The sequence below is a fragment of the Novosphingobium olei genome (assembly GCF_037076535.1).
GTDB lineage: Bacteria > Pseudomonadota > Alphaproteobacteria > Sphingomonadales > Sphingomonadaceae > Novosphingobium > Novosphingobium olei.
On the sequence record NZ_AP029021.1, the window covers coordinates 2419931 to 2434408 of the forward strand.

Below are 14478 nucleotides of genomic sequence, written 5' to 3' on the forward strand. Positions count from 1 at the left end.
GTGACTATGACCGGTAAGCAGCAAACCCGCATCTACAAGAATCGCTGGTTTGCGAAGTTTGCGAGCCGTGAAGGAATAAGTGACGCGACGCTTGTTGCGGCCATAAATCAGGCCAATGGTGGGCTGATCGACGCCGATCTCGGCGGCGGCCTGATCAAGCAGCGCGTCGCACGCGAAGGTGGAGGCAAGTCCGGCGGCTATAGGACGCTGGTTTTCTTCCGCCACGAGGAGCGGGCCATATTCGCCTTTGGCTTTGCCAAGAGCGATAAGGCCAACCTCAGCGCGGCCGAGCTGAAGGTCTACAAGAAGGCCGCGAAGATCGTGCTCGCACTGACGCAGGCGCAAATCGATACCGAGGTGCGCGAAGAGAGACTGTTCGAGGTGAATGACGATGCCCAGGACCTATAAGAGCGAGGCGCTTGCCGCCGTTCACGAGATGATGGAAGGACTGCACGAGGCCGGATCCATCGACAAGCGCACACTGCGCGAGTTCGACGAGTCTTGCCTAGTCCAGGCAACCCCGCTCCAGCCAGAGGAGATCAAGGCGATCCGCGAGGCGGAACATGTCTCGCAGCCGGTGTTTGCGCGCTATCTCAATGTGTCGAAGAACCTCGTTTCCGACTGGGAGCGCGGAAAGAAGCGGCCTGGTGGCCCGGCGCTAAGGTTGCTTTCGATCATCCAGCGCAAAGGGCTGGAAGCAGTTGCCTGATGGTCCAGCAACTGTTGTTTTAGAGTTGCCGCATATGTCGCTGTCAATCGCCTTATGTTGGTGAATTACACTGAGGATGCTTGATACGGGAAAGCCCTAATCCTAGGCGTCTCAGATATTAAGGCTGTTTTCGTATAGCTTTCCAATGACCTCGATCGGCTCGCTCACCACTCGGCAGATCATGTCGCTCTCGACCACTGCGATACGGCAGTGGACCCCGGTCGATGTTCAGGAACTCACGACCGAACAAGCTGGAGTGCTATCGGCAGTTCAGGTTTCCGCGCTTAGCACCGATGTCGTTGCGGGGCTCTCCAAGCAGCAGGTGTCTGCGCTAGCGGCCAGAGCCATGTCTGGTCTCACGCGTTCGCAAATGGCGGCGCTATCGCCCGATCAAGTAACGGGTTTTACCCGCCCCCAAGTCGCATCATTGTCGACCACACAAATCGCAGCCATGTCCGGTGCCCAAGTTGAGGCGATGACGCCCGAGCAGGTCGCCGGGTTCAACGCCCGCCAACTTACGGCAATGGCGCCAGCAACGCTTGCGCTGTTTTCGACCGATGACATCGCCGCGATATCTCCCGGCGCAATTGCAGGCATTACGCCCCAAGGCCTGGCAGCACTTTCCATTGATCAGGTCGCAAGCCTGACAGCCGCGCAGATGGTTGGATTCACGTCCGCTCAAATTTCATCGCTGTCGCCCGGGAAGGTCCAAGGACTTTCGTCGGCGCAGATTGGAGCCCTCGGCCCAGGTCAGATTGCGTCACTGATTTCGACCAAGCTGACCGATCTCTCAGGCGATCAGATTTCGGCCATCAAACCGACTTCTCTGGCAGCCGTTGCACCTACGCAACTTGCCACTTTTTCCGCCGACCAGATCAAGGGTTTGACTGCCAGCCAGATCAACCTGCTCGGCACGAAACAAATCGCGGCGTTCGGCACCAATGCGGTTGTCAGCTTCTCACCATCGCAGATCGCCGGTCTCAACGCTGCTGTCATCACCAGCCAATCTGCCCAGACGATTTCATCGCTCTCGGCTGAGCAGGTAGCCGCGTTCACACCGAAACAAGTGGCAGTGCTTCAGCCCTGGCAGGTCACCGCGCTGAAGCCCGAGCAATTGTCCGCTTTGACGTCGGCACAAATGGGTTCGCTTAACGGCTCGCAATTGGCGGCGGTCTCGGTAGCGAACCTGTCGGCGCTATCGCCCTCGCAAGTCGGCGCCATCGCCTCGACCGCCATACCTTCGCTTACCACAGCGCAGGTTTCGGGATTGTCAGCGGATCAGATCGGCGGGCTTGTTGCAGGGCAGATTACCAATCTGAGCTCGCGGCAGATCGCCGTCCTGGCCCCGGCAAGCCTGGCCAAGTTCACCGGAGCCGAAATTGGCGCGCTAAATCCGAGCGCGGTTTCCGGGCTGACCAATGACCAACTGGCAGCACTTTCACCAGATCAAATTGCGGGCTTCACGACCCGGCAAATACCCTCGCTTCGCACAACGCAAATTGCGTCTCTGACATCTGCCCAGACTCAAGCGATGACGCCCGAGCAGATCGGTGCAATGAGCGGCGCGCAGCTTGCAGCGATCACGCCAGACAAGTTCGCGTCCCTGTCGTCCGCGCAGATTGGCGCGATCAAACCGGCTGCCATCTCTGGCCTTTCGACCGCGCAGCTTGGTGCATTGTCGCCGACCCAGGCTGCTGCGTTGTCCTCAGCTCAGGTGGTCATGCTTTCGGGCAAGCAAATCCCCGCACTTAGCACCGCCACCCTCAGTGGTTTCTCTTCATCCCAGCTTGGCGCAATAGCGCCCGCCGCGATAACCGGCCTGACCACCGAGCAGGTAGCAGGTCTGGCGCCGACGAAACTGGCCGGACTTTCTGCAGGTCAGATCGCCAGCCTTCGACCTTCTCAATTCGCCGCACTTACGGCACCGCAAGCAGCGGCTCTTACGACAACGCAGGTGCAGGCAGCGAACGCGGGACAGCTTGCAGCTACATCGGTTGCAGCCATTTCTGCCATGTCGGGAGAACAGATAGCGGCTATATCGGTCAAGGCCGTTCCCGGTCTGACCACTGCACAGATTGGCGCGCTTTCGGCTGAACAAGCAGGGGCATTCTCAACGACCCAGATCGCCGCCTTCAGTGCCTCCCAAATCGGCGCTCTGAGTTCGAGTTCGGTGAGTGGATTGTCCGGGGAAGATGTCGCAGCCATTGGCGTAATTGCTTTTGCAGGGATGAGCGCAGCGTCGGTCTCATCATTGTCGACCGATCAGCTGGCAAGCGTCACCATCCCACAAGTACGCTCGATGAAGGTCGCTCAGGTCGCGGCGATTACTCAGTCACAAGTGGCCGGGCTCGATCCGGCGAAAATCGGAGCCTTCAGCGCCGTTCAGATCGGTTCGCTGGCTACTACGACCGTAGCAAAACTGTCGTCGGCTCAGGTCGCTGCGATTGCGCCGCAGGCCATCGGTGGGCTGACTGCCACCCAGATCAGTGCGATGAGCGCGGACCAGGTCAAAAACCTCACGCCCGCGCAAATTGCGAACCTCACCTCGCTGCAGGTCCAGGCAATCAACAACGAGGGCCTGGCTGCAATCACGACGCCCGGTGTTGCTGCGCTTACCACCAAGGCTATTGCGGGCCTAAGTGCCAGCCAGATGCCTGCTCTCACCCTGGAACAGATCGCTTCACTCAGCACAGCGCAGTTGGCGGCTATCAAGCCTGCGCAACTGGCGGGGCTGACAAGTCCACAGATGGACGGATTCTCTGCCGCGCAGGTATCGACGCTGTCCGCCGCTCAGGTTGCGGGCCTTCCAGACAACAACATTGCTGCCCTGTCCGCCGAACAGATTGGGGCGCTGTCGACCAAGGCAATTGCCGCCCTCAAGCCGACCCAGATCACCGTCCTTTCTGCTGAGCAGATCGGTAGCCTGACTACCGAGCAGGCGGCGAGTTTTGGCGGATCTCAGGCAGCAGCGATCGCGACAAGCGTACTTCCAGCGTTGGCGCCTGATCGCCTTGCGGCCATGACATCCGCAGCAATCGGTGGACTCTCCGCCGAAGCCATTTCGGCTCTGACTGACGCTCAGATAGGCAGCCTGACTTCAGGGCAAATTGCGGGACTGAGTACTACGCAGATTGGCGCTCTAACGGCTGCGCAAACTGATTCCCTGGATACCGCGCAGATCGGCAGCCTAAGTAGCGTGCAAGTTGGTGCATTGCCCACTCCCGTCGTTGCGGCGCTGGGAACACAGCAAGTAAGGGCCATCGGACCAAGCGCCTTTGCGGGCCTCAAGGCGGCACAGATTTCTGCCATGTCCCCGGCCCAGATCGCTGGATTCACGAACATTCAAATCGGGGGGCTTTCGTCTTCGCAGCTTACAGCTTTCACGCCTGACATGCTGGCCGCGATCGGCGACGATTTGCTTCCATCGATACCGTCCGGTTCGATCACCGGGTTGCCGATAGAGACATTCGCTTCGCTGGATCAGGAGCGCCTCGCCCTCCTTTCGCCCGCCCAGATCGGCGCGGCGTCTGCCAATCAGATTGCGGCGCTTTCGCAGTCGCAAGTGCTCGGGCTTTCTGCCGAGCAAACCGGCGGCCTGACGGCAAGGCAAATCCCTGCCATTTCGACCGACTTGCTGAGTGCAATGTCACCTGCTCAGGTACGTTCGCTCAGCACGGCCACGATAGCTGCAATGAGTAAAGCACAGGTCTCTGCGCTTACGCCCGCGCAGGCCGATCACCTATTGCCCGTGCAGCTTGGGGCATTGTCGGCAGCGCAAGTTTCCGCACTGTCATCCGAGGTTCTCGCGGCTCTCGATTCTACCGACCTGTCCTCGCTGTCGACGACCGCTATTACCGGCCTGACAACCGATCAGATTAGCACCTTGGTGCCAGAGCAGGTTGCAGGTCTTTCGGCAGCACAAGTCGCCGCACTGCAGCCCAGCCAACTTGCCGCGCTGACGCCTGCGCAATTCGCCGCGCTGTCGGCGACGCAGGTCCACGCTATCAGCGGAACTCAAATCGCTTCGCTGTCCCCTTCAACCATTTCTGCGCTGTCCATCGAACAGGTCGCGGCACTTGATGGAAGAGCCATCGCGGCATTCTCGCCAGCGCAAATCTCAGGTCTTTCGTCGGGGCAAGTGGCGGCGCTCGTGCCAGCGCAGATTGCCACAATGTCCGGCCAGCAGATCGCGGCTCTAAGCCGGGATGCCTTTGGCACTTTCTCGCCTGCAGACATTGCCGCGATTGACCCTCGTGCTGTCACCGGAATTACCGCCGACAAAGTGGCATCTCTTGACAATGATCAGACAGCCGCGCTCACGCCGCAACAACTGGCGGCATTCTCCTATTACCAGGTCAATGCTCTCAGCACCGACCAGGTATCAGTGCTCACAGGAATGCAGGTTGGCGGGTTCAATGCTCTGCAGATCGGCGCGCTTGGAGCGACACGTATTCAGGCCTTCTCGAACGATCAGATCGCGGCCATTGCACCTAGAGCTATCGTGGGGTTGTCACCCGTACAAATCGGCGCACTCTCTCTCGAACAGGCAGCCGCATTTACTCCCGAACAGGTGGCTGCCTTTACCGGAGTTCAGATCGAGGCTTTTAGCGCGAATGGGCTCGCCACGTTCACTACAACCGAGCTTGGTTCGATCAGCACCAACGGCCTCACAGGCATTTCGGAAGGCAACATCTCCGCGCTGTCGAGCGACCAGCTTCAGGCGTTCACCACGGACCAGGTGCAGACCCTGAACACAAGGCAGATCACAGCGATTGTTTCGGCGTATCAAGCTCTGTCTACGTGAGCTTCTGACGTTTGAAGATTCGCTCGTGTGCTTGCGTTTGGGGTCAAGGTATTGGCTCACGCTTTGTCGCTTACGCGGACTGCGAGCCTTTGCGGAAAGCGCCGCGAACTTGGAATTCCCATGATGGCTATTTGGTCCCCAATCTGGAATTTTTCCGGAACGCTGGGCATGTTTCCAGTGACTGGAAGGTGCCGCTCGAATGCCGCTCAACCGCTCAAACCCTCGGAAACGAGAACTTTTCCCCATTAATTGCGCCAACCCAAACACAGGGCTTTGCATCTGGATTATCGGGACTTGACATGCACACCCTACTCTATAAATTCTTCAGCATTCTAATCAGATTCCTCGGCAGTCTACCTCATCGGATCGACGATCTAGGCAGCTATAGGCATAGTAGCGCATTGGTTCATGTTTGACGCTCGCCACGTTACAAACGACGCTGAAGTCGCTCTCCGTGGGCAGAATCACCAAAAGAGTGTCGGCCCTAGATCTCGGTTTAAGGATCAGATAACTGCCCAGCCCCTGTGTCCGCTTAAAAGGAATTCAAGCTCGGGCATTCGACAGAATCAGAGCAGGAAGCGCGCCGTCACACGAACCTGGCGCGGTTCGACCGGATGGATATGCCGGTCATCGATCCCGCCAGCCGGTTCGCCGCGCAGCCGTGACGCATAGAAGTAAGATATGTCGGGATCGCGGGCATTGAACAGATTGAGTACATCAATCCCAAGGCGGAGTCGTCCAGCCTCACGGTAGGCGCCAAGGTTCATCAACGTCGTAGCATCGGACTTCTGCGAATTGTCCTCGATCAGCGGCGCGCTGGCAAAATGACGGATACGCAAAGTGGCGGTAAGCGGTCGGTGATCGAGGCACTGATGCCGCCGCGCAGCACGAACGGCATGGCACCGGGGATGAAGGCTTGGCCCGGTGCTGCACCACGAAAGCGCGCGCGGGTGTATGCAGCGGTACCATCCACCGTCACGCCGGGCAGAGGCCGCTAGAACAGGGCAAACTCGGTTCCAAACCGGCGCGATGCATCTTTGGTTTCGGTGCTTCCGGCAACACCCACGAAGACCAATTCGGAAGAACAAACGCCCGATGGCTAGATCCCGGTTTCCGTGATTGTCCAGATTTGGGCCCGCACACTCCAGGAATCGGTCCTCGAAGGCAAGCTCGAGACATCAGCCCGTCCGCTCACAGGCGGTAAACCCGTCCAACTCAGGCCCCTGCATTGGGAAATCGACACCCCAGTCCCGCGCATGGCAAGTCGTTGCCTGAAACTCGATGACTGGTGAAATGTCCTGGCGACCTCAACCCACCGGATCTTCGTCAACCGTACTGACTTTGGGGAATTCCTCGCATCGTTCATGATGCAGGACGAGATCTACGATGCCGTCGGAGCCAGCGCCCGCGCGAGAAAGCTAGCTGTCGAAGTGCTGCCAGTCTCGACATCCTGAAACCGAAAGAAGGCTTAGCCGAAACAGCAGGTCCCACATGCAGCGACCGCCGCATCACTGGCTAAGTTACAATTTGAGCCAGCTGCGATCGCTCGACCGGTCCAGCAGTCCGAAGAAGCTATCCTGTGCCGTCCTGAAGTTCTCAGCCGGATCGGGGTTTCTCAATCCACTCTCGCCTACATGATCAAGGCTGGCACCTTTCCCAAGCAAATCCCGATCGGCCCTCGCGCGGTAGGCTGGTATGCAAGCCAGATAGCGGAGTGGATGGAAATAGGGGCTGAAGCTGCAAAAAACTGACAGGTAAACGCTGCTCTTGAACCCGGCCACAGTCAGATAATTGGCGACGCTCAGCGATCTTCTGTAGCCACCAGCTTTACTGGCGAAGCACAGGCTTGTTTGAAGGAGACCAGGCAGGTCATCGGAGGGGCAGTCAGTCTACATTCCATCAACATTTGTTTGAGCCGTTTGGAAAACTTGGCAAATTCTGCCGCTGAGTGGACGATTGCCCTCTTTAGGAGCCTATTCGACACTCCCTTTAATGTTCGCGACGACTACCTTGGTGCCTTTATCCGCCCAGAACTGCACTTCGCTTCCCACCGACGCAGAAAGTGTCCGGATCAGGCGTATGCCAAGGCTACTGATCTGCGCCTTGTTGGGATCGAAATCCTCCGGAAGACCGGCCCCATTGTCCGAGACGACTAAAGTCGCCGTTTCGCCAATCCTCTCCAGTTTGATCTCGATCTTTCCACTTCCACCATCAAGATAGGCATATTTCATCGCGTTCGTAACAGCCTCCGTCACAAGAAGCGCGATCGACGTGGCTGCTGAGGCAGTCACTACGAAAGAATCGATGTCGCAATGGATAGAGTGGTCGGGAGCCTGTGCATCGAGTTGATGACAAAGTTGAGGGAGAAGCTCCAACAAATCCACCTTGTCCCCAGCCTCCTGACGCCAGACTTGATCGTGTGTCGCTGCGACTGCGAGGATACGATCCGAGGCATCGCCCAACGCGGTCATGGTCTCGTCAGTCTTAGCGCTGCGTGCCTGCATCTTCATCAAACTCGACAGCATGGCCAAGCTGTTCTTCACCCGATGGCTCGCCTCCTTTACCAGCATTCGCTGGTGTTCCAACGACTGGCGCAGCTGTTCCTCCGCGGCAATACGATCGGAAGCGACACCGACCAGATTGGCCAGTCCCTGCAGAAAGGCAAGATCTGCCGCTTCGAATTCGCCGGCATTAGAACTGTCGACCTCGAGCACACCCCACGGCCCGCCGATACGCGCGATGACAACGTTGATCGCGCGCCTTACGCCGTGTCTAGCCATCACTTCAGGGGTACGAAACCGTTCCTCTTTCTCGAGGTGGTTGGAAATGACAGGCGAGCCGCTCTGGAACGCGAACCCGGCTGGTGAACCTGCGTCAGCGCCAATAGAAGCCTTCCCGACAACGCCCTTTTGCCAGCCCACGCCGGCTCGAATCAGCAAATCCGCTTGGTCGCGCCGGTATTCGAGGATTTTGGCGAGACTGGTCCTCATCCCTTGGGCCGCACTTTGCGCGGCATCGTCGAGTAGATCATCGAGCGACGACCGCTGAAGAGCACGAAGGCCAAAATCCGAGAGGATCGCCTGCTGGGTCAAACGGTAGCCCAACATCGAGCCCTCGCCCACTTCCGCGACGGCTTCCTCGAAGTTGCCAGCTTCGGTTCTGTGCGTCGTTTCCACTACTTCGAGCGAATTATCAGCAGAAAAGGCTACGGGATTGCTTCCAACTGGCTGCGAGGAAGCGGACGTCTTGGTCATGATCAACAATATCCCTTGGGCGTGGCTTATGAGGCGCCCGAGGTTCAACTGTGTAAGCTCATATTGGTTGCGCGATGAGTAGGTGAGTTGCGGACCACTTCTGCGAAAGCCCACCTGCTGGCGGAATTCACAATCTGGGTGTGATGTTACTGGGCATATACAATATCCGCGCTCGCGTAGCGCCTTTCAGCCGACAATCATTCGAATGACTGATCACAACCCACTTTCGCCGTCTGGCTGCTATGTGGTTAGCGTCCGCTCACGCTACGAGCAGTCATTCGCATCTGGTCGGGCCCAAGGGAGGTCCACGAGGGCATTGCTAGTCGGCAATCTCGCATCTTGCGAACTCATGGCCGTACTGGGGCCGGGCAGGTTGCGGAACAAACGACCGAGGGGTCTATTCATTTCCAGCGACTGCAAATGTGGGGGCTATAACTTGAATAAATGGCAGTGGGCTTTGCGGCTTCTGACAAGGCGCATGTGGTTTCGCGCCGGGCTGTTTTGCGTGTTCGCGATAGCTCTGGCACTTGCCAGCGCGGTTGTCGGCCATGTCATTTCTTACGAATTTGCCACAAAGGTTGGTGCCAGTTCGGTCGACAGCATTCTCAATGTGCTCGCATCGAGCATGTTGGCCGTGACGACGTTCTCGCTGACGGCAATGGTCTCTGCATACTCAGGCGCGACCAGCAACATCACGCCTCGTGCAGTGCAGTTGCTGGTCGAAGATTCAACCGCGCAGAATGCACTGGCGACGTTCCTTGGTAGTTTCCTGTTCGCCATCGTTGGCATCGTCGCACTGTCGACCGGATTTTATGGCGAGAGCGGACGGGTGATACTGCTTGGCGGGACGATCTTCGTCATTGCCACCATCGTTATAACTTTTCTTCGCTGGATCGAACACATCACCCGCTTCGGGCGGGTTAACGATACGATCGCTCGTGTCGAGATGGCAGCTTTGAAGGCCATATCTGCTGTCAACCCACCGTGCTTCGGGCCCCGCAAAAGGATTGACATTCCTCCAGGCGCGACGCGGATCTATCTAGAACATATCGGCCGCATCACGCATGTGGACGTCGCAGTATTATATGAGGTGGCGAAAGACCTTGATGGCCACATCGCTCTGTCTGCCTTGCCCGGGGTGATGGCAAATCCGGCGCGCATGGTTGCTTGGACAAGTGTCCGGCCCGACAAGAAGCAAGTAGAACGCTTGCGTTCGGCGTTTACCGTCGCAAATGACCGCGCCTTCGATCATGATCCCCGTTTTGGTCTCGTGGTCCTTTCCGAGATCGCTTCGCGCGCTTTGTCGCCCGCCGTGAATGATCCGGGGACTGCCATTGCGGTGATTGAAGCGGGCACGAGGGTCCTGTCGGCAATCGTCGCAATCGAGGAGAGCGCCGACGAGCCATGCATTGACAGCGTGATCGTGCCTCCCCTGAGCTTTCCCGAACTGCTTGAGGACTTCTACCGTCCGATTGCGCGCGATGGCGCGGGGCTGATCGAGGTAGCGATCAGATTGCAAAAGTCGCTCGCTGCTTTGGCCGAAGCAGAGCCCGCTGCACGCGCCGATTGCGCGGCAGCAGCAGCCGAGGGGCTGACCCGCGCGATGACTGCGATGACTGCCGAAGCCGACCGGGCGCAGATTGCCCGCATACATCGCCGCTATTGGTCCTGACGGCATCGCAGCAAGTGTCCGATAGAACTGGAAGCGGCAGATCGCTCAAGCTAGTCAAACCCTTAACGGCCCCGTTCGGATCAAGTCCTTTCGGCGCGACAAGGAGCCAGCCGAGTGATCGGAAGTCTTATCTCACGCCCTTCAACGCTGCTGGCGTGCTGATCGTGGTCGCCGCCGTCTTGGGCTATATCAATTTCAGGTTCCTGCGCCTGCCGTCGTCCATTGGACTGACGGTCATGGGCGCGCTGGCGTCTCTGCTGGATGTTGCCCTGGACGAGATGCTGCCGTCGAGCGGATCGCGCCAGGAACTTCCATTAGCGAGGGCCCGTCCGGATCCATGTTGATGAACACGAAGCCGCCCCAGTATCGGCCCACGCTTCGGGAAGCGAAACATCCTTGCCTTCCTACTGTGGATAATCCCAGGCGATGGGATTGTTCTTGAACGTGCCGTCGATGTTGCACGCCAGAGCATGACAGGGGCGGCGGAACTCTGCGTTTCAGACCCGGTACGTGATTAGCTCGCGGCCGCGGTGCAGGCAGGGATTATGAAAGGTGTGGATCGTCCCTTCGACCTGCCGCACAATCAGCAACGAGCGCGCGGCTATCTCATACGCAATGGTATCGCCGGGCGCAGGGATTTCCTCCTCGCGGCAGACCATCTGCCAGACCTTGGGTCCGAGGTGCTTTTCCTCCAGCCGGGCGAATGCCGCCTCAGTGAAGCGGGCCGTAACGACTGCCTCAGTGCCGATATCCGGGACCCGACCTTCACGAAGATGCGCGTCCGGCCCGCGCGTATGTGTTTCGAGGATTTCCTCTTAGTTTTCAGACGGATGCAGATCGGGGCGAAAAGCTTTCTCGGCAAAGGCGCCTGGCACTGCGTTCATTGCGCACTCTCCGCGTTTACCCGCGCCTTTGTGATGTGCGTTGTCGATCTTGAAACGCTTACCAACGCAATGCCGATGAGGCATCTCCCCCGGTACGAACCAGCCCCCTTGCGTTTCAGGCCCTCGCCCAATCGTGCGCGGCGGGTGATGCGGTCCAGCGGATCGCGTTCTCGATCAGGTGACGATAGACGGGGTTGTTATACGTCACTTCGTCATCGCCGGGCTGGAGATAGACAAGCGGACTCTTGCCGGCGCGTTTGACCCAACCGATCAGGTTGCTGCCCGGCTCGTGCTCCCAGCCCTCGTTCGAGAACATCCGCCCTTGCATCGCCTCGGTAGCCGAGAAGAAGTTGTCCCGCACGAAACTGTAGTCCGAGCGGAGCAGCGGGATCACGTCGTCCTCGAACACCTCGGCGAGGTAGAGTTCATCCTTGAGCGGAAAGCTGGCGGGGATACCGGCCATGACCGGATGATCGGGCGCCACGACGTGCGCCATATATTCTACCTGATGCCGATAACCCGAGTCCGGCCGTGCCTTGCCGCGCAGTTCGCCGGGGCGATAAAGGAAACGGCCGCCGATGATCTCGGCATAGCCCGGCCAGTCCGGCCAGCCGCTCATCGCATGGTGCGTCGCCACCACCCCGATCCCCCGCTCGAGCAGTGCAGGAAGACCGGCGCGCAGCCGCTCGTCCGAGGGCGCGGGGATGCCCGGCGTCTCGCAGTGGAAGTCCACGCCCGGCATGTCATAGAGCAGCAGCACATCGAAATCGTCGACCAGCTCCGGCCGCAGCAGCAGGGAGGCAGCAGGCTGATCGACGAAGGTGACGGAGATACCCTCCATTTCGTCAAACAGCGCAGCATAAGCATTGCGGTCAAAGGGGTGACCCCGCACGGCGGCAAGGACCTTGAGCTTGGCGTGATAGTTGATGGTCGGCATGGTAGGCAGAGTATACCGCAGAGCCAAATATGCAACGCGTATCGCAATTCTTGGCACTTTGGTATGTGCCGGTCCGGTTGGCGATGGCGCTGCCACGCAATCAGCCTGCGGTTGCTGTTGCCTTGCCGCTACTCCAACGCCTCGGCGCGTTTGGCGCGTCTTGCGGGATGACACCGCAGCGTCAGCCCGCTTCAAAAACCGACTGGTCGGTGCGGGAAGTACGGCTCTTCAAGCGCCGCGCTTTCTTCCGCGCTCAGCATGATGTTGCTGTTGCCTTGCCGCTACTCCAACGCCTCGGCGCGTTTGGCGCGTCTTGCGGGATGACACCGCAGCGTCAGCCCGCTTCAAAAACCGACTGGTCGGTGCGGGAAGTACGGCTCTTCAAGCGCCGCGCTTTCTTCCGCGCTCAGCATGATATCGAGCGCCGCCAGCGCATCGTCGAGCTGCGCGGCCTTGGTCACCCCGACAATCGCCGAGGAAATTGCCGGCTTTTGCAGCAGCCAGGCCATCGCCACTTGCGCCATGGGCAGGTCCCGCGCTGCCGCCACGGCCTCCAGCGCCGCGACGACCTGCCGGTCGTTCTCCTCGGTCTTCCCGTAGAGGTATTGCCCGAACTGATCGGTTTCGGACCGCGACGTGGTGATACCCCAGGGCCGGGTGAGCATGCCGCGCGCCAGCGGGCTCCACGGCAGCACGCCCACCCCCTGATCGAGGCAGAGCGGCAGCATCTCGCGCTCTTCCTCGCGGTAGACGAGATTGACCTGCGGCTGCATCGAAACGAACCGGGTCCAGCCGCGCGTTTCCGCGACATGCTGCGCCTTGGCAAACTGCCATGCATACATCGAGGATGCCCCAATATAGCGCGCCTTGCCCGCCTTCACGATATCGTGCAGCGCCTCCATCGTCTCCTCGATCGGGGTCTGCGGATCCCAGCGGTGGATCTGGTAGAGATCGACATAGTCCATCCCCAGCCGCTGCAGGCTGTCGTCGATGGCCTGGAACAGCGCCTTGCGGGAAAGACCCCCGGTGTTCGGCGCCTTGCGCCAGGGAATGAAGGCCTTGGTAGCCACCACGATCTCGTCGCGCCGGGTGAAATCGCGCAGCGCCCGGCCGAGGATTTCCTCCGAAGACCCGGCGGAATACTCGTTCGCCGTATCGAAGAAGTTGATGCCCGCTTCGGCCGCCTTGCGGATGATCGCGCGGCTCGGCTCCTCCGCCAAAGTCCATTCATGGCGGCCGCGATCCGGTTCGCCAAAGCTCATGCAGCCAAGGCACAGGCGCGAGACTTCAAGGCCGGTGCGGCCGAGGCGAGTATATTTCATGCAGCGCTATCCTGCTCTGCGAGAATGTCGGCGACCATCAGGGGAATATCCCACTTTTCCGCGCCTTCGAACCACGGGGCCTGCCGGGCATAGGCCGCTGCGAGTTCGGCCAGCCGGGTCTCCGCCGCTTTCAGCGAATGCGGGTGGGTGACGATATAGAACTCGCCCGCCGCGACGCCCGCCAAAGTGCGCTGCGCGGCTTCCTGCGCCGACATGCCGCGCGCCATGACCTTGGCGCTCATCAGATCGCGGCGGCGCTCCGACAGGCTCTCGGGGCGCGGCTGCTTGTTCAGCGCAGTGCCGACCACGCCCGGGCACAGCACGCTGACCTTGATATTGGCGGGCGCTTCGGCGCGCATCACTTCGGCAAGGCCGAGCACGGCATGCTTGGAAGCGGTGTAGATGCCCGAGCCGGCATGCTGCAGCCCCAGCGAGTGTTCCGATCCGGTGAGCACGACATGCCCGCCCCCGGCCTGCGCCGCCATCAGATTGGTGAAGACCGCAGCGGTCGACCATGTGCCGCGCAGATTGATGCCGAAAAGCCAATCGACCTCAGCCGGGACGGCGCGGACCGTCCGCCCGCTCATGATCACCCCCGCATTGGCGAAGGCGAGATCGCAGCCGCCCAAGGTTTGCTGCACGAAAGCCGCCAGCGCTTCCACCGCAGCATGATCGGAAACATCGCAGACCTGCCAGGCGGCGGCTTCGCCCAGTTCCTCCGCCGCCGCCCGAAGCGGTGCTTCGGCAATATCGGCCAGCACGACGCGCGCGCCGCGCGCCACCAGTTCCTGCGCCAACGCCTTGCCGATGCCCGATGCCGCGCCGGTGATAACGGCGCGCTTGCCTGCGAAATCCATGCCCCTGCTTCCCTCTGATCCAGCCCCATAGTGGGGCGC

General features: G+C 59.8%; 12 protein-coding genes. 6 read left to right on the forward strand and 6 right to left on the reverse strand.

What is annotated here, in order from left to right; all coding sequences use genetic code 11:
• Positions 1-6 precede the first annotated feature (6 nt).
• The 3 genes from AACH40_RS11350 (at position 7) to AACH40_RS11360 (ending at position 5513) form a co-directional block, all read left to right on the forward strand.
• Positions 7-408 (forward strand): type II toxin-antitoxin system RelE/ParE family toxin, encoded by a 402-nt coding sequence (locus tag AACH40_RS11350; protein WP_338642506.1) that lies wholly within the window; start codon positions 7-9, stop codon positions 406-408.
• Positions 392-709 (forward strand): DNA-binding transcriptional regulator, encoded by a 318-nt coding sequence (locus AACH40_RS11355; RefSeq protein WP_338642507.1) that lies wholly within the window; start codon positions 392-394, stop codon positions 707-709. Before AACH40_RS11350 ends, AACH40_RS11355 begins: the two co-directional genes overlap by 17 nt.
• Before the next feature lie 145 nt (positions 710-854).
• Positions 855-5513, forward strand: coding sequence for a hypothetical protein (locus tag AACH40_RS11360; protein ID WP_338642508.1), 4659 nt, complete (start codon positions 855-857; stop codon positions 5511-5513).
• Between the two features lie 566 nt (positions 5514-6079).
• On the opposite strand, the gene AACH40_RS11365 is transcribed toward AACH40_RS11360, so the two are convergent.
• Complete coding sequence (locus AACH40_RS11365; protein ID WP_338642509.1) at positions 6080-6352, reverse strand: hypothetical protein; 273 nt, start codon at positions 6350-6352, stop codon at positions 6080-6082.
• 795 nt (positions 6353-7147) lie between these two features.
• On the opposite strand from AACH40_RS11365, the gene AACH40_RS11370 reads away from it, so the two are divergent.
• Positions 7148-7264: a helix-turn-helix transcriptional regulator gene (locus tag AACH40_RS11370; RefSeq protein WP_338642510.1), complete on the forward strand. Its 117-nt coding sequence runs from the start codon at positions 7148-7150 to the stop codon at positions 7262-7264.
• 222 nt (positions 7265-7486) lie between these two features.
• Here the strand turns inward: AACH40_RS11370 and AACH40_RS11375 are convergent, their stop codons facing one another.
• The gene (locus AACH40_RS11375) at positions 7487-8767 is read right to left on the reverse strand and encodes a sensor histidine kinase (protein WP_338642511.1); all 1281 of its coding nucleotides are present in this window, start codon (positions 8765-8767) and stop codon (positions 7487-7489) included.
• A 478-nt stretch (positions 8768-9245) separates the two neighbouring features.
• On the opposite strand from AACH40_RS11375, the gene AACH40_RS11380 reads away from it, so the two are divergent.
• Positions 9246-10439: a DUF2254 domain-containing protein gene (locus tag AACH40_RS11380; RefSeq protein WP_338642512.1), complete on the forward strand. Its 1194-nt coding sequence runs from the start codon at positions 9246-9248 to the stop codon at positions 10437-10439.
• Between the two features lie 155 nt (positions 10440-10594).
• Positions 10595-10783, forward strand: a complete 189-nt coding sequence (locus AACH40_RS11385) for a hypothetical protein (RefSeq protein WP_338642513.1) — start codon at positions 10595-10597, stop codon at positions 10781-10783.
• A gap of 153 nt (positions 10784-10936) precedes the next feature.
• Here AACH40_RS11385 and AACH40_RS18915 read toward each other — a convergent pair whose 3' ends face one another.
• From AACH40_RS18915 to AACH40_RS11400, 4 genes are all read right to left on the reverse strand, one after another.
• On the reverse strand, positions 10937-11098 hold the full coding sequence (locus AACH40_RS18915) for a Rieske 2Fe-2S domain-containing protein (protein WP_422394848.1): 162 nt from the start codon (positions 11096-11098) through the stop codon (positions 10937-10939).
• Positions 11099-11438: 340 nt separating this feature from the next.
• On the reverse strand, positions 11439-12260 hold the full coding sequence (locus AACH40_RS11390) for a ThuA domain-containing protein (protein WP_338642514.1): 822 nt from the start codon (positions 12258-12260) through the stop codon (positions 11439-11441).
• 344 nt (positions 12261-12604) lie between these two features.
• Complete coding sequence (locus tag AACH40_RS11395) at positions 12605-13582, reverse strand: aldo/keto reductase (RefSeq protein ID WP_338642515.1); 978 nt, start codon at positions 13580-13582, stop codon at positions 12605-12607.
• On the reverse strand, positions 13579-14439 hold the full coding sequence (locus AACH40_RS11400; protein ID WP_338642516.1) for an SDR family oxidoreductase: 861 nt from the start codon (positions 14437-14439) through the stop codon (positions 13579-13581). Before AACH40_RS11400 ends, AACH40_RS11395 begins: the two co-directional genes overlap by 4 nt.
• Between the last annotated feature and the right edge of the window lie 39 nt (positions 14440-14478).